The sequence below is a fragment of the Sporosarcina sp. NPDC096371 genome (assembly GCF_044762865.1).
Classification (GTDB): domain Bacteria; phylum Bacillota; class Bacilli; order Bacillales_A; family Planococcaceae; genus Sporosarcina.
In genome coordinates, this window is record NZ_JBIWFE010000005.1 from 20,874 (window position 1) to 41,843 (window position 20,970).

At 42.3% G+C, this 20,970-nt stretch carries 21 protein-coding genes; 11 read left to right on the forward strand and 10 right to left on the reverse strand.

Annotation, left to right across the window (positions count from 1 at the left end):
* Window positions 1-426 carry a disulfide oxidoreductase gene (locus tag ACIQ0H_RS14035; RefSeq protein ID WP_403415813.1) on the reverse strand — a complete coding sequence of 142 codons (426 nt, stop codon included), beginning with the start codon at window positions 424-426 and terminating at the stop codon, window positions 1-3.
* A gap of 179 nt (window positions 427-605) precedes the next feature.
* On the opposite strand from ACIQ0H_RS14035, the gene ACIQ0H_RS14040 reads away from it, so the two are divergent.
* Window positions 606-2,150 carry a GNAT family N-acetyltransferase gene (locus ACIQ0H_RS14040; protein ID WP_403415815.1) on the forward strand — a complete coding sequence of 515 codons (1,545 nt, stop codon included), beginning with the start codon at window positions 606-608 and terminating at the stop codon, window positions 2,148-2,150.
* 331 nt (window positions 2,151-2,481) lie between these two features.
* On the opposite strand, the gene rsgA is transcribed toward ACIQ0H_RS14040, so the two are convergent.
* The gene (gene rsgA / locus ACIQ0H_RS14045) at window positions 2,482-3,564 is read right to left on the reverse strand and encodes a ribosome small subunit-dependent GTPase A (RefSeq protein ID WP_403415817.1); all 1,083 of its coding nucleotides are present in this window, start codon (window positions 3,562-3,564) and stop codon (window positions 2,482-2,484) included.
* Between the two features lie 329 nt (window positions 3,565-3,893).
* Window positions 3,894-5,234 (reverse strand): hemolysin family protein, encoded by a 1,341-nt coding sequence (locus ACIQ0H_RS14050; protein WP_403416515.1) that lies wholly within the window; start codon window positions 5,232-5,234, stop codon window positions 3,894-3,896.
* A gap of 595 nt (window positions 5,235-5,829) precedes the next feature.
* Between ACIQ0H_RS14050 and ACIQ0H_RS14055 the strand changes: the two genes are divergently transcribed.
* Window positions 5,830-7,569 (forward strand): ABC transporter ATP-binding protein, encoded by a 1,740-nt coding sequence (locus ACIQ0H_RS14055; RefSeq protein ID WP_403415820.1) that lies wholly within the window; start codon window positions 5,830-5,832, stop codon window positions 7,567-7,569.
* Between the two features lies 1 nt (window position 7,570).
* Window positions 7,571-9,328: an ABC transporter ATP-binding protein gene (locus tag ACIQ0H_RS14060; protein WP_403415823.1), complete on the forward strand. Its 1,758-nt coding sequence runs from the start codon at window positions 7,571-7,573 to the stop codon at window positions 9,326-9,328.
* A gap of 103 nt (window positions 9,329-9,431) precedes the next feature.
* On the opposite strand, the gene ACIQ0H_RS14065 is transcribed toward ACIQ0H_RS14060, so the two are convergent.
* Both ACIQ0H_RS14065 and ACIQ0H_RS14070 read right to left on the reverse strand, forming a co-directional pair.
* Window positions 9,432-11,210, reverse strand: a complete 1,779-nt coding sequence (locus tag ACIQ0H_RS14065; RefSeq protein WP_403415825.1) for a hypothetical protein — start codon at window positions 11,208-11,210, stop codon at window positions 9,432-9,434.
* Window positions 11,210-11,701 (reverse strand): RNA polymerase sigma factor, encoded by a 492-nt coding sequence (locus tag ACIQ0H_RS14070; protein WP_403416517.1) that lies wholly within the window; start codon window positions 11,699-11,701, stop codon window positions 11,210-11,212. The genes ACIQ0H_RS14065 and ACIQ0H_RS14070 overlap by 1 nt, the downstream gene beginning before the upstream one ends.
* A 679-nt stretch (window positions 11,702-12,380) precedes the next feature.
* Between ACIQ0H_RS14070 and ACIQ0H_RS14075 the strand changes: the two genes are divergently transcribed.
* Complete coding sequence (locus tag ACIQ0H_RS14075) at window positions 12,381-13,640, forward strand: MFS transporter (RefSeq protein ID WP_403415828.1); 1,260 nt, start codon at window positions 12,381-12,383, stop codon at window positions 13,638-13,640.
* A 33-nt stretch (window positions 13,641-13,673) separates the two neighbouring features.
* On the opposite strand, the gene ACIQ0H_RS14080 is transcribed toward ACIQ0H_RS14075, so the two are convergent.
* Together ACIQ0H_RS14080 and ACIQ0H_RS14085 are read right to left on the reverse strand one after the other, a co-directional pair.
* Window positions 13,674-13,826 carry a hypothetical protein gene (locus ACIQ0H_RS14080; protein WP_403415830.1) on the reverse strand — a complete coding sequence of 51 codons (153 nt, stop codon included), beginning with the start codon at window positions 13,824-13,826 and terminating at the stop codon, window positions 13,674-13,676.
* Window positions 13,827-13,877: 51 nt separating this feature from the next.
* Window positions 13,878-14,081 carry a YheE family protein gene (locus ACIQ0H_RS14085; RefSeq protein WP_403415833.1) on the reverse strand — a complete coding sequence of 68 codons (204 nt, stop codon included), beginning with the start codon at window positions 14,079-14,081 and terminating at the stop codon, window positions 13,878-13,880.
* A 72-nt stretch (window positions 14,082-14,153) separates the two neighbouring features.
* On the opposite strand from ACIQ0H_RS14085, the gene ACIQ0H_RS14090 reads away from it, so the two are divergent.
* From ACIQ0H_RS14090 to ACIQ0H_RS14110, 5 genes are all read left to right on the forward strand, one after another.
* On the forward strand, window positions 14,154-14,546 hold the full coding sequence (locus tag ACIQ0H_RS14090; protein WP_403415835.1) for a ferritin-like domain-containing protein: 393 nt from the start codon (window positions 14,154-14,156) through the stop codon (window positions 14,544-14,546).
* A gap of 326 nt (window positions 14,547-14,872) precedes the next feature.
* Window positions 14,873-15,994, forward strand: coding sequence for a DUF445 domain-containing protein (locus ACIQ0H_RS14095; protein ID WP_403416520.1), 1,122 nt, complete (start codon window positions 14,873-14,875; stop codon window positions 15,992-15,994).
* 12 nt (window positions 15,995-16,006) lie between these two features.
* Window positions 16,007-16,354 carry a YlbF family regulator gene (locus ACIQ0H_RS14100; protein ID WP_403415838.1) on the forward strand — a complete coding sequence of 116 codons (348 nt, stop codon included), beginning with the start codon at window positions 16,007-16,009 and terminating at the stop codon, window positions 16,352-16,354.
* 111 nt (window positions 16,355-16,465) lie between these two features.
* The gene (locus ACIQ0H_RS14105; RefSeq protein WP_403415841.1) at window positions 16,466-17,974 is read left to right on the forward strand and encodes a coproporphyrinogen III oxidase; all 1,509 of its coding nucleotides are present in this window, start codon (window positions 16,466-16,468) and stop codon (window positions 17,972-17,974) included.
* Between the two features lie 76 nt (window positions 17,975-18,050).
* Window positions 18,051-18,830 carry an enoyl-CoA hydratase gene (locus ACIQ0H_RS14110; RefSeq protein ID WP_403415844.1) on the forward strand — a complete coding sequence of 260 codons (780 nt, stop codon included), beginning with the start codon at window positions 18,051-18,053 and terminating at the stop codon, window positions 18,828-18,830.
* A gap of 121 nt (window positions 18,831-18,951) precedes the next feature.
* Here the strand turns inward: ACIQ0H_RS14110 and mgsA are convergent, their stop codons facing one another.
* The 3 genes from mgsA to ACIQ0H_RS14125 all read right to left on the reverse strand — a co-directional run bounded on the left by mgsA (window position 18,952) and on the right by ACIQ0H_RS14125 (window position 20,116).
* The gene (mgsA, locus tag ACIQ0H_RS14115; RefSeq protein WP_403415847.1) at window positions 18,952-19,356 is read right to left on the reverse strand and encodes a methylglyoxal synthase; all 405 of its coding nucleotides are present in this window, start codon (window positions 19,354-19,356) and stop codon (window positions 18,952-18,954) included.
* Window positions 19,357-19,457: 101 nt separating this feature from the next.
* Window positions 19,458-19,862, reverse strand: a complete 405-nt coding sequence (locus ACIQ0H_RS14120; RefSeq protein WP_403415849.1) for a VOC family protein — start codon at window positions 19,860-19,862, stop codon at window positions 19,458-19,460.
* 68 nt (window positions 19,863-19,930) lie between these two features.
* Window positions 19,931-20,116, reverse strand: coding sequence for a YhzD family protein (locus ACIQ0H_RS14125; RefSeq protein WP_403415851.1), 186 nt, complete (start codon window positions 20,114-20,116; stop codon window positions 19,931-19,933).
* Window positions 20,117-20,423: 307 nt separating this feature from the next.
* On the opposite strand from ACIQ0H_RS14125, the gene ACIQ0H_RS14130 reads away from it, so the two are divergent.
* Window positions 20,424-20,621, forward strand: a complete 198-nt coding sequence (locus ACIQ0H_RS14130) for a helix-turn-helix transcriptional regulator (protein ID WP_403416522.1) — start codon at window positions 20,424-20,426, stop codon at window positions 20,619-20,621.
* Window positions 20,622-20,623: 2 nt separating this feature from the next.
* Window positions 20,624-20,935, forward strand: coding sequence for a DUF2178 domain-containing protein (locus tag ACIQ0H_RS14135; protein WP_403415854.1), 312 nt, complete (start codon window positions 20,624-20,626; stop codon window positions 20,933-20,935).
* Window positions 20,936-20,970 lie beyond the last annotated feature (35 nt).

Consider the following 20,970-nt stretch of genomic DNA (forward strand, 5'->3'; position numbering starts at 1 on the left):
TTATTTCGACTCCTTTTGCCATTTCAAGATAAGAATACTTGTGATGAAGATCAGTACAAATGCGACAAGAGCTAAAAATGGGATGGTGATGAATCCCAGATAGTTGATGTATTGCCCAGTGCAAGACACATTCCCACAGGATGGGGCACTATCGCTTAAAAAACTTAGCTTTTGGATGCCATAATGATAAAGAGAAATGCTTCCGCCGATGACAGCAAAAACAGCCGTTGTCAAAGCAATTCGTGCATTTTTTTGAAATAAGGCGACACCCGAAATAAGGACAATTGGGTACATCAAAATTCGTTGGTACCAACAAAGTGTGCACGGTTCATAGCCACGTACTTCCGAAAAGTATAATGAACCGAGCGTTGCAACCAACGATACAGTCCAAATGAAAATTAGGCTATTTTCCAACCGTTTGTGCATAACATCAACTCCTAAATGGTTAACTCTATATATGATTATAGGGGGTTGTTTAAAGCAAGTAAAATATTATTAACTTGTTTTTACAGAATCGCCAAATCTAAATTTACACTGTTCCGAAATTGATTCACAGGACTTGTACGCTATAATAAAAAGAAACAGGTTTGAAAGAGGTGTTTGGCATGAGTGAAGAATTTGATTTGTCGTCGTTTGAAATAAGTATGGTGATTCGTCAGATGGAATCGAATGATATCAAGAGGTTGTTGGCAATGCAGGAACTTTGTTTCCCCGGGATGGATCCGTGGGAAGAAAGTCATCTAAAAAGTCATTTGGCAATCTTTCCAGAAGGTCAACTCATTGCGGAACTCGATGGCGAGATTATCGGTTCCTGTTCCAGCCTTATTATCAACTTTGATGAGTACGACAATCGCCATACATGGGATGATGTCACGGATGAAGGTTATATTACGAACCACAATCCAGACGGCTATAATATGTACGGCATCGAAGTGATGGTGCACCCTGGCTATCGGCGAATGAAGGTCGGTCAGCGCCTGTATGAAGCTCGTAAAGAACTCGCCAGGGAAATGAACTTAAAGTCCATTATTCTAGGCGGGAGAATCCCTAACTACCATAAATATGCTGCGGAAATGTCACCACGTGAATATGTAGATTCCGTATCACGCCATAAAATTTATGACCCCGTCCTTACTTTTCAGCTGATGAATGATTTTACGCTAATGCGTGTCAATCCGAATTATTTACCTGACGATAAGGCGTCGAAGAAATATGCAACACTGATGGAATGGAATAACGTAGATTATAAGCCACTGACAAAGCGTCACTTCAAGACGAGTTATCCTGTACGGATTTGTGTCGTGCAATATTTGATGCGTAAGATTTCGTCTTTTGAAGAAATGGCCCACCAATGCGAATACTTCGTGGATGTCGCATCAGATGCCAATTCGGACTTCGTCGTGTTTCCAGAAATTTTTACAACGCAGCTCATGTCCTTTTTAGATGAACGATCACCAAGTCAGGCAGTGCGCAGAATGACGGAGTACACGCCACAATATATCGAACTGTTTACGAATCTTGCAGTTCGCTATAACGTCAATATTATCGGTGGCTCCCATTTTGTTGAGGAAGAGAATGAAGAAATCTATAATATTTCCTATCTGTTTCGTCGTGATGGTTCCATTGAGAAGCAATATAAGATTCACATTACGCCGAATGAACGTAAATGGTGGGGGATTAGTGCTGGAGATGCAGTGCGTGTATTTGATACGGACTGTGGGAAAATTGCGATTCAGATTTGCTATGACATTGAGTTCCCTGAATTGGCACGTATTGCGACAGATATGGGCGCCAATATTATTTTCACACCATTTTGTACAGAAGATCGGCAAGGTTATTTACGAGTCCGTTATTGTGCACAAGCCCGTGCAGTGGAAAATCAGATTTACACTGTTATTTCCGGCACAGTAGGCAATTTGCCGCAAACGGAGAACATGGATATCCAGTATGCACAATCAGCCATATTCGCGCCATCTGATTTCGAATTCGCGCGGGATGGCATTGTAGGCGAGACGAACGCCAACTTGGAAATGGTACTGATTGGTGATGTTGACCTTGAAATTTTACGCCGTCAACGCCAAGATGGAACCGTCAAGCAACTAAAAGACCGCCGCCATGACGTGTATCGTATTGAGTATAAGAAAGATTAACTTGATTCAGCAGAAGTCCTGTACTTCTATAAGTGGTGGGGTGAATGCAGTATTGCATTTCAAATCAGGGGAAGTTCAAACCCCTGCTGATCCAAGTTAGGCCTCCGGCGGATGTCGCAGATTTTCAAAGGAGCTTTTCGAGCAAGCTCGAAAAAAATCTGGACGCAATTACGCCGAGGCGTAATTGATTTAGGAGAGCAGCCATGTACATGGCTGTTCTTTTTTTGTAGCGGTGTGGTGGTGATAAACTCGTTCATGACGGTGATAAAAATAAAGGGGGGTGTTCTTTTAGAAAGAACAGCCCCCTATGGAATGGTACATTCAATTTATATTATTTCTTCTTCGATGGATGCTTCCGCATACTTTTCGTGATGTTTTTCCACTTGTTGCGCTCAGCAGATTGGGCGGCGCGGTCCATTTTCCGCTCAAGGAAAGCCAATTCTTTTTGAAGCTTTAAGTAGCTTGCATAGCGGTCTTCGGCTAAAGCACCTGTTGCAAGGGCCTCTTGTATGGCGCACCCTGGTTCGTTGTTATGTTGACAATCATTGAACTTACACGCATCGGCAAATGCTTCGATATCTTTAAAACCCGAATCGAGGCTGTCATTGTTCTCCCACAGCTGGAATTCCCGCATGCCGGGTGTATCAATGAGGACGCCGCCAGTTGGAATTTTAACAAGTTCTCGGTGGGTCGTTGTATGTCGTCCTTTCGCGTCATCTTCGCGAATATCTTGCACGACCATCGTTTCAACACCGCAAATCGCATTGGTAAGTGATGATTTTCCGACACCAGAAGAACCTAACAAGGCCGCCGTTTTGCCGTCTTTCAATAGCGCAGTCAGTTCATCGATGCCTTCACCGGTGACATTACTAACTGTAAACACATCGGTACCCAATGCAATATTGCTGGCTTCTTCTATATAATACGAAGGATCTTCGCAAACGTCTTTTTTAGTCAGGACGACAACAGGATTGGCACCTGAATCATAGGCGGCGACAAGATACCGTTCGAGTCGTCTGGCGTTGAAATCCTTGTTCATCGACATGACGAGGAAGACGACATCGACGTTTACCGCGATGATCTGTTCGACGATTGTTGTGCCTGCCGCCTTTCTTGAAAAGAGGGAGGTTCTCGGTAAAATCGCATGGATAATGCCACGCTCTTCTCCAGGCATTTTTTCCACTGCGACCCAGTCTCCAACAGCGGGGAAGTCGCGCCGTTCCTGTGCATCATGTTGCATGGCACCCGAACAGACAGATAACCATTCACCATCAGCAGTAATTACCCGATACATATGTTTATGTTCAAGTGTGACACGCCCTGGTGTGCATTTCTTCATTTTTTCGTTGTTGTTCAGTTCTTCCCAGTTTGCTTCATGGGATGTATTCCAACCATAGTTATTTAAATTCGTCAATTTGTATTCCTCCTGTTATGTGCGTACTAGTAAAGTGCAAGGCGTCTGGCGCCCGAAGCTAGATAATAAAAAAACCGTGAGTCCTGATCGGACACCACGGCTTTCACGCGCATAACAGAATAAGCATACTTTTATAGAAGTATGGCAGGTGAAAGTATGGGTCCGATCAAATTTACAATTTTAGGTACAATGATATAGGCCATAAAACTTCACCTGCTTTCTGAATAAGTTGAATTAACAATAACAAAGTTAGAATGGTGTGTCAATACATTTTTTAACTTATTCACCAAATAAAAAGAACAACTCTCTATTAAGAGAGTTGTTCCATGTTAGGATTCCATCGACAATTCCGTAGGGCTGCCGACTTCTTCCTCTACGTATTTGAAAACTTCCAAGTATAGAATATGGTGACCATCTACATCTTTCACCACAAACTCATAGCCTTGTTCGATAATCTTTTCACCTTGAATGGCATCGAAGCGTTGGGTCATAAACCAACCGCCAATGGTATCGATATCATCTTCGTCGATATCAATGTCAAGAATATCATTCACATTTTCGATTAGCATCTTAGCATCAAAGATATAATGATTTTCGCCTATTTTTTGAATTTCAGGCACTTCATCCGTATCAAATTCATCCCGAATGTCGCCGACGATTTCTTCCAAAATATCTTCGATTGTTACAAGTCCCGAAGTTCCACCATACTCATCCATCAGGATGGCCATATGAATCCGTTCCCTTTGAATTTTTAGCAGTAGATCGCCGATGGGTATTGTCTCGATGACGTGGATAATCGGCTGCATATATTCAATAACAGATTGATGTTCATTTTCGGGATTCTTAATAAATGCTGTCAAAAGATTCTTCATATTGACGAGCCCGATGATGTGGTCTTTATCACCATCTGTGACAGGGTAGCGTGTGTATTGTTCGACGCCGATGACATCGAACACATCGCGTAATGTCATGTCTTTTTCAATAGACATCATCTCCGTCCGAGGGGCCATGATTTCTTTGGCAATTCGGTCGTCAAATTCAAAAATCTTATTTACATACTTATATTCAGATTGGTTGATTTCTCCGCTTTTTAAACTATCTGATAAAATCATCCGAAGCTCTTCTTCCGTATGAGCAACTTCCGATTCCGAAATCGACTTGAAACCAAGAAAACGACAGATTAAGCGAGCAGAACCATTCATACCTTTAATAATTGGATACATGATGCGATAGAACAAAATCAGCGGTTTTGAAAATGATAATGTAATCTCTTCCGCTTTTTGAATCGCAATTGTTTTAGGAGCCAATTCACCTACAACAACATGCAAAAATGTTACGAACGTGAACGCGATGATGAATGAAAGTATACTGGAAAGACTAGGTGTTAAATCGTAATAAGCGAAAATTGGTTTCAACATCAATTTAACAGTTGGTTCTCCAAGCATCCCGAGTCCGAGAGCAGTAATCGTAATCCCTAATTGACAAGCGGATAAGTATTCGTCCAAATTGCTGATTACTTTTTTCGCATTGGGTGCTCGTCGATTCCCTTCCGCAACAAGCTGGTCAATCCGTGTTTTTCTTACTTTCACAATAGCAAATTCACTCGCAACAAAAAATGCGGTGAGGGCGATCAAGACAGCAAATGCTGTCAATCGTATGGCAATCTCCAAATAATGACTCTGTTCCAAACCCAAATGAGGGGGAGAACAAAGTGTACACCTCCTGTAGTGATAAAATAGTTAGTTAAGACAATGATAATTTATTTACAAGAAAAAAACAAATAGTTGAGTCTAATTTCTTATTAAAGTTGAAAAAACATAAGATTTCATCGTAGGTTGGACTGGAATTAAAAATATACTCAGAATGTATTGACATCGGCAAAATGGAAATGGTAACCTGTAATAGTTAGATACTCGAAATAGAAAGGGAGGTACGGAATATGAAAAAGCTATTCATCACTCAACAAAACTTCATGATACATCCGTCCCGTCCGACTTCTATTCAATTTTGATGTTGAATATATATGGAATGGAACGGATGACCGTTCCTTTTTGTTAAGCACACGCTTATGTCAAAAGGCGTGTGCTTTTTTTGTTTTTATTAAATACCATATTTTGGTGTTTTCACGCTTTGCGTGTCACATAAATAAAAAAAGAAAAGGAGTGTTGGTGATGTTAATCATGAAACAGCAAAGGAAACTATTGAAAAAGGAATCTCTTGAAAGCGGATAGTTAGTAGAGAAAAGGGAAGAAGGTAGATGGGTTTATGTTTTCGGTTTTATTTAAACTAAAGTGGTTTTTTAAGGAAAATAGAAAGAGATATACAGTCGCGCTTATCTTATTGATGATTACGAATGTGTTGGTCGTCATTCCGCCGTGGCTAATCGGTGAGGCGATTGACTCGATTTACTTGCAGACTTTGACGACAAAGTTATTAGTCGTCTTGCTCGGTTCGATGTTGCTAATTATGGCTGTTAACTATGCGTGTAACTTTGTTTGGCAATACCAGCTATTTGGTGGTGCCTATGTGATTGAAAGGCAACTTCGTGGAAGGCTGATGCGCCATTTCTTGAAAATGACGCCAACGTTCTATGAAAAAAATAAGACGGGCGATTTAATGGCGCGTTCCACAAATGACTTGCGTGCCATTTCGGAAACAGCAGGATTCGGAATCATGACGCTTGTCGATTCAACGCTGTACTTGCTGACGCTAATCTTGACGATGGGATTCCTCGTGTCTTGGAAATTGACGCTAGTGGCGATCATACCGCTACCTATTTTGGCGTTCATCATGCAAGTTTTGGGGAAGAAGATTCATGAAAGATATATGACGGCTCAACAAGTGTTTGGTGATTTGAATGACAATGTTCTGGAAGCTGTCGCTGGCGTTCGCGTCGTGCGTGCCTATGTCCAAGAACGTGCAACTGAGAAAGTGTTTGCGGATATGACGGAAGATGTTTTCCAAAAAAATATGCATGTCGAAAAAATTGATGCACTGTTCATGCCGATTTCAAAGGTGCTTACAGGATTGACGTATATGATTGGGCTTGGGTACGGGGCATATCTTGTGTCGATAGGGGATATGACACTTGGAAATCTCGTGACATTTAACGTCTATCTAGGAATGATAGTGTGGCCAATGTTTGCGATTGGTGAATTGATCAATGTTATGCAACGAGGAAATGCATCGCTAGATCGGGTGACAGAGACGCTTGACTATGAGGAAGATGTCAAAGACCCGGAACAGCCGATACATGTGAAGCAACCAGAAAGTGTTGGCTTCCGAGATGTGGTCTTTACCTATCCGATGTCTCATTCGGTTAACCTAGATGCGATTAAACTCCATTTGGATCGTGGCGATACACTTGGTATCGTCGGCAAGACGGGGAGTGGGAAAACAACATTCGTCAAACAGCTACTGCGTGAATATCCGGCCGGAGAAGGGGAAATTGCCTTTTCAGGGATACCCCTACAGTCGATGACGAAGGATCAGGTCAGGGATTGGATTGGTTATGTTCCACAAGACCATGTGTTGTTTTCGCGGTCGGTGAAAGAAAATATCTTGTTCGGACGACCGAATGCATCGGAAGCAGAGATTGCGGAAACGATTCGCCTGTCCTATTTTGAAAAAGACCTAGAAATGTTGCCAAACGGACTGGATACGCTTGTTGGTGAAAAAGGTGTTGCATTGTCTGGTGGCCAAAAACAACGGATTTCGATTGCGCGTGCACTTGTGAAAAATCCAGAGATTCTTATTTTGGATGACTCGCTTTCAGCTGTAGATGCGAAAACGGAAGCGAAAATCATTGAAAATATCCAGGCAGAACGCTCCGGTAAAACAACAATTATTACGACGCACAGGTTGTCGGCTATTCAGCACGCCAACTGGATTATCGTCCTTGACGATGGTCGAGTGATTGAAGAAGGAACACATGAAGCGCTGTTAGGAATGAACGGCTGGTACAAAGAGCAATTCGACCGCCAGCAGATTGGGGAGGTTGAATAAATTGAGTACTGGTAAACGTTTATTTCACTATGCACTTGAGTATAAAAAATTATTGATCACAGGCTTGCTTTTACTGGGAATCGCGGTAGGCGCGGATCTGATGGGTCCGATGATTGCGAAGCGGATTATTGATGACCATATTGCGGGTGCTGTGGGTGGCGGCATCGATTTTGAACCGATTGCCAAACTACTTGCTGTATTTTTTGGTCTTGCAGTCGTCACCGCTGTTTTTAGATATTTTCAGTATTTATTGCTGCAACAAGCAGCGAACCGTATTATTCAAAAAATGCGTAATGATTTGTACGAACATATTCAGACGTTGCCAATCCGTTATTTTGATAATTTACCGGCGGGGAAAGTCGTTGCCAGGATTACCAATGATACGGAAGCGATTCGTAATTTGTACGTAACGGTCGTTTCGCAATTCGCCATCAGTGGCATGTACATTACAGGGATCTTTATCGCCTTGTTCTACTTGGATCCTAAGATGGGTGCGATTACGCTGTTCGTCCTGCCGATTTTGTATATTTGGATGAAGATGTACAGGAAATTTGCATCCAAGGTGAACCATATCATCCGAGGTAAAGTCAGTGATATGAATGCGATGATTAATGAATCTATTAATGGGATGACGATTATTCAGGCGTTCCGCCGTGAAAAGCAAATGGAAGAGGAATTCCGCGAGCTGAACGATGAACATTATCAATATCAAAATAAGTTGTTGAAAGTGGAGGCGGCAACGTCACATAATCTGGTCGATATTATCCGGTCGCTGGCTTTTGTATTCTTCATTTGGTATTTTGGCGGGGCATCACTAACGACGGAAAGTGTGATTTCAGTCGGGATGCTGTACGCATTTGTCGATTACATTACACGACTGTTTAACCCCGTGACGGGTATCGTCAATCAGTTTGCACGACTTGAGCATTCGCTTGTAGCAGCTGAGCGTGTCTTCAAATTGTTGGACAGAGAAGGGGAACCGGTGAGCGATGATAAAATCGATCGGTACCGCGGGAATGTCCGTTTTGAAAAGGTTTGGTTTGCTTATAAGGAAGAAGAGTATGTGTTGAAAGATCTGTCATTTGAAGCGAAACAAGGGGAGACTGTGGCGCTGGTTGGTCATACGGGGTCTGGGAAAAGTTCGATTATGAACTTGCTGTTCCGCTTCTATGATGCATCGAAAGGGACCATCTCGATTGATGGCATGAATATTGTGGATATGCCACGTCAGACAGTTCGCGATCATATGGGGATTGTTTTGCAGGATCCGTATTTGTTTAGCGGTACAGTGGAGTCGAATATTAGCTTAGGCGATGCGCGTATTACACGTGAAAAAGTGCAACATTCGTTGGATGCGGTTGGCGGAGAACGGGTGTTGAAGCATTTGCCAGGTGGCATCGATGAGCCGGTCGTGGAGAAAGGGAGTACGCTATCTTCGGGGCAGCGGCAGTTGATTTCATTTGCACGGGCGTTGGCATTTGATCCAGCGATTTTGATTTTGGATGAAGCCACATCTAACATCGATACGGAGACAGAAGAAATTATTCAACATGCGATGGATGTACTGAAAAAGGGGCGGACGACATTCATCATCGCCCATAGGCTATCGACGATTAAAAATGCGGATCGTATTTTAGTGTTAGACCGCGGAGAAATTGTTGAAAGCGGCTCGCATGATGAGCTGCTTGGGCTTGGCGGACAGTATGCACAAATGTATAAATTGCAGGCGGGAACTTCGGGTAATCTTACAACAGGGTAACAAAAATATAATGAAAGGGACTTCCGGGTAAGCGGGAAGTCCCTTTTCAACTCCACTATTAAATGCTAATAACTTCACTTTCGCTCTGCGAAAGTTGAGTTAATTAGTAATTTATTTTACTTCCCGTATGTGGATCATACTGATAGTACATAGAATGTGTTTCCGCTACTTCCTCTAGGATGAGTTTGTCTCCCTTCCAGAACTTGGGGCGAACGTTGGTAAAGTCCGTTTGCTTTCCTTTTTCTAAATTAAAGATTAACATTTTCCAATCACCAGCGTCTGTCGTATAGTCTGCATAAAAATAGCGTCCAGTAGCATCCAGTGCAACTTTATACATAATGCCTCCTTCAAGTGTAGCTAACAAGTTGAAGGCTTTGGTTTCACGATTGAAAGAAAATAAGGTAACTTCACTCGTTTCATCCATTCCCTGCAAACTAAAAATAACGTTTTTTTCATCATGTGTATGGAGCAAGGAACTGAAACGAATATTCTCAGTTTGAATAAAAGATTGAGGAATGTCTTGTAAAGAAAAAAGTACCTCCCCCTTGCCATCCTTCACCAATTCAATCTCGTTCTGTTCATTTGTCAAAAGTTCTGCGGTAGATAGCTCTTTCACTGTTTCAATCATATATCGCCCATTTTCTTTCATAAGGGTAAAGTTATAGGTGGAAGCTTTGTAATAAGCAAGAGATGTGTCTGTCCAATAGACTTCAGCTTTTATGGAAGTAGACTGTTCATTTTTTGTCGTCTCCAGTATTTGAAAACCAATTTGTTTAGGATTCGAATACGTTAAAAATTCCGGAGGGTTTTTTAGTAAGCTTTTTGCAAAGTCATCATCCCGTACCATCAAAGCTTGTAAATAATTGTTCACCGTTTCAATCTCTGTACTCGATTGTTCACTCAATTCTATTTTCATAATCTTAGCAGGTCCGTTTTCACCATCGTTTTTCTTCTTCATAACATACAATGTACGTTCATCATTACCCCAAATAGGAAATTGATAACGATACATCCCTTCACCCGAAGGCTCAAAGCGTGGAGGTGGATTTGTCGTGACCTTGTTTTTTGTTTCCAAATCCATATCCGAAATCCATACATCTTCAAACCCAGAACGCTCTTTCACATACGAAATATAATTGCCATCGTTTGTAACAGATGGGTTCTTACCGTGATCCACAATGGTTTCTTTTCCACTCTTTACGTTGTAGATCATAATTTCTCCATGGCGCTCGAAGACAAGTTTTTGTTCCTTCTCTACAAAAGAGGACATTTCTCCACTTAAAATGAAGGTCTCTTCCTTTGTTTGCACATTCACTTCTACAATTTCTTTTTCCTTATCCGTTACTTTTGTTAAATAGATATGGTTCCGATCCTTCCATTCTGGATAAACATAACTAGCATCTGAAGTTCCATCTAGCACTTTTTCCGTCTTCGTAGTTTTTACATCAAACAAAAACACATCTCCATTATGCGTAAAAAGTAGCTTTTCCTCCTTAGAGGAACGGCTAAAACTATCCACAGCATCATTTGAAACTTGCTTCAATTCATTCTCATAAACAAAAATACCTCTGCCCTTTAATGAAAGATACAAACGTCCGTCATGATACGTATAGGCGGTTATCTCCCCACTCCCGATATCGAGAAACGAAATTGCATTCGTAATCTTTAACGAACTTGCTTTCACATGAGGCATTTGTTCATTCGGCAATAAAAAAGCTGAAAACAAGATAGCTGCCGCAAGTAAAGGAATCCAAGCATTCTTCCATTTCCTCGTCCTACTTTTCTTTACAAATGTTTTACGCAATTGTTTTTTTAAATCAGTGTCAACTTCAATCTCATTTCTTAACTCATAAAGTGACTTCGTTATTTTTTCATTCTCCATCATAATCCCCCCAAACACTTTTTTACTAAAACACCTAACTTTTTCGTAATACGATTGGACTTCACACGAAGAGACCCTTCCTCTTTTTTCAAAATGACCGCCATATCTTTAAATTTCAAATCTGCAAAATACCGTAACTCCGTAATTTCTAAATCTTCGTCTGATAAATGCCTTAAACTTTTCTGTAAACATTCCTTCTCCGTTGTACCATCAAACGGATCTTCAAATTGAAGCGGACTCAAATACTGTTCGAATTCATCTCCCATTAACAAACTCTTGTTTTTCCGATAGTAATCAATGACCGTATTCCTCGCGATGGTAAACAGCCAAGCCTTATCATTCGGATGCCCTTCCAACACAGAAAACTTCTCAAACGCCTTCCGAAACACATCACTAACCACATCTTCCGTATCCCATTTATTACTCGTCTTCACATACACATACCTATAAATGTCATCAAAATAAGCATCATACAATTCAACAAACTTCACATCCAACTCACTTCCCCCTTTTAATCTATCCAGTTAAATAAACGATTCGTTTCTTAAAACGTAACATTCTATTAATAATTTTTTTTATCCAACAACACTCCCACTTTATAGCAAAAGATAATTGGAAAGAAGTATTGAATTTGAGTAACTACTTGAATCAATTTCATAATTACTTATTTTGATTTAAAAGGCGAATAACTATAAAATTATCTATTTTAAATGGCATTAATATGATGTCCTACTCACGTTGATTGGAGCGTAAGGCGGCGACTCCTGCGGGAACAGCGCGAGCTGAAGACCCCGCAGAAGCGCAGCGACGAGGAGGCTGAAGCCGTGCCCGCGGAAAGCGTCCGCCTGAAGCGGAAATCAACCTTGTTCGGATTTTAGTGCTAACGGTTCTATTATGAAATTGACTCACTTAGGTGAATTGTTTCAAAACTTTCTATAATATTTAATAAATATCAGAGAGTCATGAAGGAATTCGTTGAAAAACTATTCAGAAACGATTATATTTAGAGAGTCGAAGTATTAACTTGAATCAGCAGAAATTCCTGCTGATTCAAGTTAAGCCTCCGGCGGATGTCACAAATTTTGAAGGGAGTGAATTGCACAAGCGCAATTCAAAATTTGGACGCAATTACGCCGAGGCGTAATTGATTGTGTAGAAAGTTGGAATGGGATGGGGAAATGGTTTGCGGATTGGAAGAAGAAGATTTCTTCATTCAATCAAAACGTCAGGTTGTTCATGCTAGCCAATGTGCTGATTCAAATTGGAATGGGCGTTTTTATGGTGATGTACAACCTCTATATAAAAGAACTGGGGATGCCGGAAACGGTTAATGGCAAGGTCATTTCGATGGCGGCGCTTGCGTCGGCAATTATGCTTGTGCCGGCGGGGTTTCTAAGTGATAAGTTTGGCCGTAAATGGATGATTGTTGGCGGGGCGTTGTTTGGGGCAATGACGTTGTTTTACCGTAGTGTCGCCATTGCTGAAACACCGATTATTTATGCGGCATTTTTAACGGGGTTGTTCATGGCGTTCGTGCAAGTGTCCGGTGTGCCGTTTCTGGCAGAGAACTCGACGCCAGCTGAGCGGGTGCATATGTTTAGCATTCATTTTGCCTTGATGACGGTAGCGAATGTGATCGGAAGTCTATTCGGAGGCGTTATTGCGGATGTGCTAGAAGTCGTTGGGGGGATGGATGCAGCGTCGGCGATCCGTTGGGCGTTATTGGTCGGGGCGGTTATTTTTACGGCGGGACTGCTGCCTTTATTCAAATTGCAAAATAAGCCACCCGAACCGGTACAAGTAAGAGTTGGTAAGGAAGAGAAAGTAGCGCCGGTCGATAGTAGCTTAAGGCGTAATATGATTCTTATTTTCCACTTTTCATTTGCCAGTTTGCTGATTGGAATTGGGTCGGGGCTTGTCGTTCCTTATTTGAATTTATATTTCTCGAATCGTTTTGATGCGTCGAACGCATATATTGGGCTGATTTTATCGCTTGGATCTGCAATGACGGCGGTGGCAATGCTAATTGGTCCTGTTTTGGTGAAACGAGTAGGGAAAGTAAAAGCGCTAATTATTTTTCAAATGCTGTCGATTCCGTTTCTTATATTGACGGCCTATACAACCTCGCTAATGCTGGCGTCACTCGGCTTCCTGATGCGGCAGGCGCTGATGAATGCAGGAAATCCGATTCAAAGTGCAATCGCGATGGAAATCGTTGCGGACAAATATAAAGGTCTTGCGAACTCAGTTAACCAAATGGTGTTTAACATTGGATGGGCCACCATGGGGCCGGTAGCCGCGGGGCTCGTGATAGCGAACGGCTTTTACTGGGGCTATGCCTATGCCTTCACAATCACGGCAGGTTTGTATATCGTGTCGTCTACGTACTATTTCTTCGTTTTTGGTAAGAGAAAGCTTGCTGAGGAATAGCAAAACGCCCTGCATAAGATGCAGGGCGTTTTGTCATTCGCCTCGTTGATATTGCGTTTCCTTCCAAGCGTTTTGCTCATTGGGAACCCGGCTTATATCATCAAAGACATTTTCGGTTTTCTGATTTTGTACCTGTTGCTGTTGCTTTTCCTTACGTATCTCTTCAGGTGATTTTTCTTTCGTCATACTACGCCTCCTTACTTGGTATCGGGCGTAGTATTCCCAAATAATCAGGAATCAATCGTAAACGTGGAAAGTCATCAGTTCGTGAATCATTTTTTTCAAGTTATCTTCTTCTGGCGGTGTTTCACCGTGCCAGGTAATGTCCCCGTTGGGCATATAATCGCCTGTATACCGCGTGTTACGGAAGAAAAATGCAAATGTCCAGCCGGGTAACTGTTTATTTTCATACATGGGCTTGTAACTGAAATGTTGTAGCATAATGCGACTCCTCTCATAAGATACTGCCCAATCGCATAAAATCAAAGTAAAGATAAGCGAAAGGGTGCTGACTTGTTTGTAAATAAATTAAAACAGGCCATCGAAGACGAGTACAGAGATTATTATTTTTATAAATCTATGTACGGGTTAACCACTGATCCGCTTTGGCAAGATTTTCTCAGACATATGTATGATGATGAAAAAAGTCATTACGAAATGTTCCAACAGCTCTATTATATGATGACTGGGACGTTTGTTCCAAATCCGAAGAAGCCTTTGCCTTGTTATAACTTGAAAGAGTGTGTTCAACGGGCATTGGTTGATGAGCTTGAAGGCGTTGAGACATACAAGGAAATGTTGCTGACGATTCCATTTCAACAAGCCTATAATCCGTTATTTATCGCTATGAATGATGAAATGGAGCATGCGATTCGCATGTCAACGATGTATAACGCATTATCTTGAATCAAGATAATGCGTAGGGAAGGCAACCTAAGTGCGCCACATCCTGTGGGCCCGCGGATGTTACAGATTTTTAAGGGTAGCTTAAGAAGGCAGTCTAAGTGCGCGACATCCTGTCGCAACAAGGAAGGATGCAGTTCAATTCTTCCCCACTGCATGACCTACTTCCTGTAGGCCTCTTGCCCGAAAAAAATCTGGACGCAATTACGCCGAGGCGCAATTGATTATAAGTCTTTGCATTTTTCCGTTTGGTTGCGTTCTGCTATAATTGGGACGTAGTGAAACAGAAAAAGGTGAAGCGATTGAACTTTTTATGGACATTGGTATTTATGGCCCTTATTGGCGCGCTGATTGGCGGATTTACCAATCATCTGGCGATCAAAATGTTATTCAGGCCACACGAAGCAAAATATATCGGCAAATGGCGTCTGCCGTTCACGCCCGGGCTAATTCCCAAACGGCGCGATGAACTGGCGAAGCAGCTCGGCAAGACCGTCACAAATTATTTATTGACACCTGATACGTTCCGGAAGAAATTACTGACACCTGACATGGAAAAGAAAGCAGAGAGCTTTGTTCAACAAAAACTGGAAGAGCATGTCCTTCATTCAGAAAAAACTTTGAATGATTGGCTGACAACTGCGGGTGCGACACAAGTTGCAGAAAAGGCAGAACAGAAAGTGTTGGAAGTGCTCGATGCCCAGCTTAACGCCGTTCGTAGAAAGCTGACGACCGGAACGGTAGAAGAGGTGCTACCGGAAATGTGGCGGGTGGAAGCGGAAGGGCGCATTCCGACTGTAACAACGTACATTTTGGGTCGATCAGAACAATACTTCGCATCTGATGAAGGAAAAGCGATGTTCCGTAATCTGATTGATGATTTCCTGGCGTCTAAAGGTACATTCGGTAGTATGTTGAATATGTTTTTTGGCGAATCGGAGTCACTGGTTGCGAAAGTGCAACGAGAAGCGGTCAAATTTGTCACTGCCCCGGGTACCACTGCGTTAGTCAATACGATTATTTATAATGAGTGGGAAAAGTTACAACAACGTCCTGTTGAGGAATTAGTAGCTGGTTTTAATTGGGAAGGGCTTTTCGATTCAATCAAAATCTATGCGAAAAATGAGTTGGCGTTAGAAGCGCGACTCGATAAGTCGATTCATGAGTACTGGCCGAATGGGGCGGAATGGACAGCAGTGAACGTTACGCCAAAGCTAATCGGTTTTGTCTTCAATCAGGCGGAAGTCCAATTGGAAATTTCGCTTGGAAAATTGAAATTAGATGATATGGTAAGAGAGCAAGTCGATTCGTTTCCGGTTGCTGTGCTGGAGGATCTCGTGCTAGGCATTTCCAAGCGCGAGTTCAAAATGATTACCGTTCTTGGCGCGCTACTTGGCGGCCTCATCGGAATCGTTCAAGGGCTAATCGTCTTTGCAACAAATTTATCTTAGGGGGAACTGTACATGACAGTGAATATTTATGATGACGTAAACAAATTGGAAGCAACATTCCGCAAAACGGCGGAATTCGCAGAAGTAGAACAAGCAGTAGGAGAAGTAAAGGCGGACGAAGTGGCTCTTGCACTATTCCAAAGCTTCCGTAAAATTCAAATGACACTTCAAGAAAAGCAAATGAAAGGTGAAGATATTGAAGCTGAAGAGCTAGAATATGCACAAAAAACGGCACAACTTGCTCAGCAAAATCAGAAAATCATGACGATGCTTGAAGCGGAAATGAAGTTAAGCGGTTTGATTGAAGAAGTAAACCGTGTGCTTATGAAACCTGTACAGCAATTATATGAAACAATCTAAAAACCGGCGTAAGCCGGTTTTTTGCTTTATCCCTCATGAAAATTTGGTACAATGAACGTTAATCCTCTAAAAAAGTGACTAGATTTATCAATAGAAAGTTGGTACACATACATGCAGAAAATAGTTATAAAACAGGCGTTTGAGCAGGATTGGATTCGGATGTTTACCCATTTAGCCAATCTCTTTTTCGAGCAATCGAAAATTATAGATGAGGACGAAGAAGATGTGATTAGCGTCGCGTTTACGCTTGATAAAAATGCAGATAATCTGCTGATTGGGAAAGCACTTTTGACTTGGAAGGGCGTAGAGTACGCTAGTGAGTTTTCTGAGCTGGAAGAGAATGAAGATGAAAAAATTAAAACCCGTCAGCTTAAACGAATCTACTCACATATATTACTTGAAGCGCTTGAACAAGCGACAGGTATGCAACAATCATGGGGCATTTTGACGGGCATTCGTCCGATGAAGTTGTACCATAAGTATCGTCAGCAAGGACATAGCACTAAAGAGGCGCAGCAATTGCTGATGGACCGTCATCGAATTTCGAGTGAAAAAAGTGAGTTGCTTGCTAAAATTGCGGATGTTCAGTTGCGTTCAGTTCCGGATTTGCATGACTTGAAAAACGAAGTAAGTATCTATATCGGTATTCCATTTTGTCCAACGAAGTGTGCCTACTGTACGTTTCCCGCCTACGCAATTCACAGGAAAAATGGGCGTGTGGAGTCATTCCTGGATGGATTACACGAAGAAATTCGCGAGATGGGTAAATGGCTAACGGAGCGAAATATGGCAATTACGACCATCTATTTCGGTGGGGGAACCCCAACTTCAATTGAGGCAGAAGAGATGGATGCCTTGTACGAGACGATGTATGCCTCATTCCCTAATATGGAAAACGTCCGTGAGATAACGGTGGAAGCGGGTCGTCCCGATACGATTACGCCTGCCAAGATCGATGTCTTGAAAAAATGGGGCATCGACCGTATCAGCGTCAATCCGCAATCGTATACGGATGAAACCTTGAAAGCAATTGGCCGTCATCATTCTGTCCAAGAAACAGTCGATAAGTTTTGGTTATCGCGAAATATGGGCATGAAGAATATCAATATGGACCTCATTATCGGCTTGCCGAATGAAGGGATTGAAGAATTCCAGCATTCGCTCGATGAAACAGAAAAAATGCAACCGGAATCGCTGACGGTTCATACCTTGTCATTCAAACGTGCCTCTGAAATGACACGTAATAAGGACAAGTATAAAGTTGCGAATCGCCAGACGGTTGAGCAGATGATGAAGCTCGGCGAACAGTGGAATGCAGCGAATGGTTATGAGCCGTATTATTTGTATCGCCAGAAAAATATCCTCGGTAACTTGGAAAACGTCGGCTATGCAAAACCGAAGGAAGAAAGTATATACAACATCATCATTATGGAAGAAGTACAGACAATCATTGGCGTAGGTTGCGGAGCATCGAGTAAGTTTATCGAGCCAACCACAGGCAAGATTACGCAATTCTACAATCCGAAAGATCCGGCGGCGTATATCTTGACGTTCGAAGATGCGATTGAGAAGAAGCTTGCCCATTTGGACGCTATTTTTCCTGAGGCAGTGAAGAAATAAAGGGTTAAGAGGAGAGACACCGAATATAGAGTAATGAATGGTGGTTCATTATTTCTATAAAGGGGTGTCTTTTTCTATGTATACAACTGTTGAATTGAAAAGAGAAGGACGTCTTGCGTGTCTACTATTGAATAGACCTGCATCGATGAATGCGATGGACGCGGTTATGATGGGAGAACTTGCGGACGTTTTTGAAGAGTTGAAGCGTGATCCTTCAGTACAAGTGGTATTGATCCAAGGGGCAGGTCGTGCATTTTCGGCTGGTGGGGATATTAAAGCAATGCTTGATCCGGATAACGGTATGGATATCGAAAAAGTGATGGTCGATCTGTCACGACTTGCGAAAGCACTTTATACATTGCCGCAAATTACGATTGCGGTTGTCCACGGTGCTGCTGCTGGTCTTGGATGTAGTGTAGTTCTAGGTTGCGATATGATTATTGCGGAAGAAAATAGTAAACTTGCGATGAACTTCATAGGAATAGGTCTTGTGCCGGACGGTGCGGGTCATTTCTTCTTAAAAGAACGAGTAGGTGTGCCTCAAGCGAAAAAACTCATTTGGTCGGGCAAGGTGATGAATGGATCGGAGGCCTTGGCGAAAGGTTTGATTGACGAAGTGACTCCAGAAGGTAAAGCTGCTGAATATGGCGCAGCGTACGCACAGCAACTGCTTGCCTCACCAATCGTGGCAATGATGGCGTCGAAGAAAATATTACATGCGCAGAAAATAGCTGAACTTGAAAATGTCTCGAAAATGGAAAGTGACGCACAAGCGGCCATGCGTAAAACGGCGGACCACTTGGAAGGAATCCAAGCGTTTGTGGAGAAGAGAAAGCCTGTGTTTACGGGGAAATAATAGAAGTACCGGATGCTAACTTGAGAAGGTGGACATCAATAAGTTGACTCAACGTTTGCAGTTGTACATGAATAATGAAACGCCTACTCGGTTGACGATTGAGTAGGCGTTTCGTATTTTTTTATTTATATTTATCGACCATTTCGCGCCAAGCGAAATAGCCTTTTTCGACAGCGCGGATGAGAAGTTCAGCCGTTGCAATATTTGTGGCAAGTGGGATGCCATATACATCGCAAAGTCTAAGGAGTGCACTGACGTCGGGTTCATGTGGCTGTGCTGTTAAGGGGTCACGGAAAAAGAGAATGAGGTCCAGTTCCCCTGTTGCAAGCATAGCACCAATCTGTTGGTCTCCACCTAATGGTCCTGACATCAGTCGATTAACGGAAAGATTGGTCTCCTCCATTATTCTTTGCCCCGTCGTGCCTGTTGCATATAGTGTATATTGTGAAAATATGTGCTCATAAGCGATTGTGAAATTCACCATTTCATTTTTCTTTTCATCATGGGCAATTAATGCGATTTTCATTTGGAACACCCCTTCTATTCGGATAGTAAGCAATTATCTAATTCCTATATAGATTATCACAATCAGCAGGTTTACGTATCAAATGAAACATACGAGTTCATTTAGAATAATCGTGGTGCTACCAACTCGACCTTCATTCTATCAGGGTCCTCAAAATAAACAGCATAATGCTCTGGACCTCCGGCAAATGGGTGCTTTTCGGTATAAAGGATAGGTATCCCTTTTTCCGTTAGTTTATTGGTTAATTCATCAACGTGTTGGCGAGAGCTTGCGTGAAATGCTAGATGATTAAGGCCTACACGGCACCTATGATAGGACACGTCCAAAAACCTGTCCTCTGCTTGTACGAAAACAATATAGGTTTCCCCTAATTTCCAACTCTGTCCACTGTCCCATTTCTGAAACAAGTTATATCCTAGTTCTTCTAACAGCCATCCCCAAAAATCAATCGTTCTCGCTAGATCGGAAACGTATAGCTCAATATGATGAATGAGTCCTTTTGACATCTTTTTTCCTCCCAATTATGTAAAGAAAAGTGCAGCTAAGCGTAAACATTCGCCGAGCTACACTTTTTTTATGAGTGAAATAACAATAACTTTCCAGCTGGCGATGCAAGGCGGTGCGTTTTTCCGAGCAGATCTTTTTCTTCGAGCATTGCCTGGCCTTGTGCCTTTGCAGCATCGTCTGTCTCGGCTGTGAACGTCTCTTCTGTAATTAATTTCCCCGTTAGTTCGTAGGCAGTCAGTTTGTAAGTTCTCACAACATTCACCCTTTCCATTCACTTTCACTCATTATACTACAATACGACACAAGATTCTAAAAACATTTTGTAAAGGTTGCTTGACATCGTACATATAGTAAAGTAACCTTTACGTAAAGCTACCTTTACTATTCCGCTGTCTAGACTCGGAGCGCCAGTAGGGAGGGATTGAACTCTATCCCTCTATCGCTCGAGTCGCTTCAGACTTGCGAATAAAGGCAAAGGACGCCTTTATCCTCAAGTCTTCCAGCGCTTGTCGCGTCTAGCAGGCGCCCTGCGCTTTTCATTAGAGAGGAGGAGCATGAAACTGAATAACTTGATAAAGGAAATGCGGACGGAGATGGGATTGACGCAGGATGACCTTGCGGAGAAACTGGACGTGTCGCGGCAGACGATTATCTCTCTTGAAAAAGGCAGATATAATCCGTCACTCACTTTAGCGTTCAAACTTGCGAAGTTGTTTAATTGTCAGATTGAAGATATTTTTACACCGGAGGAGGAATGAAGATGTACGAAGGATTTGATATATGGACGTTTTTAGTAGGATTGCCACTAGGACTCTTAATTGCATCAATTATCTTATTTATGAATTGGAAGAAGGGGAAGAAAGAACGCCGTTTTGACGAGCGCTATACGACAGTCCATCAACATGCTAGGTCAATTTCATGGGGAGTGACAACGGCTGCGATACTCATTGCATGGACGATTGTCATCATTGTCGAAGGTCCTGGCCTCGCTTTTTTCATTCTAACAGGGCTTTGGGTGACACATATGGTGTCGTATGGAATAGGCGCTGTCTTTGCTAATAGCAAAAACTAGAATTTTTGAAACTTCAGCCCACTAGATACGTATAG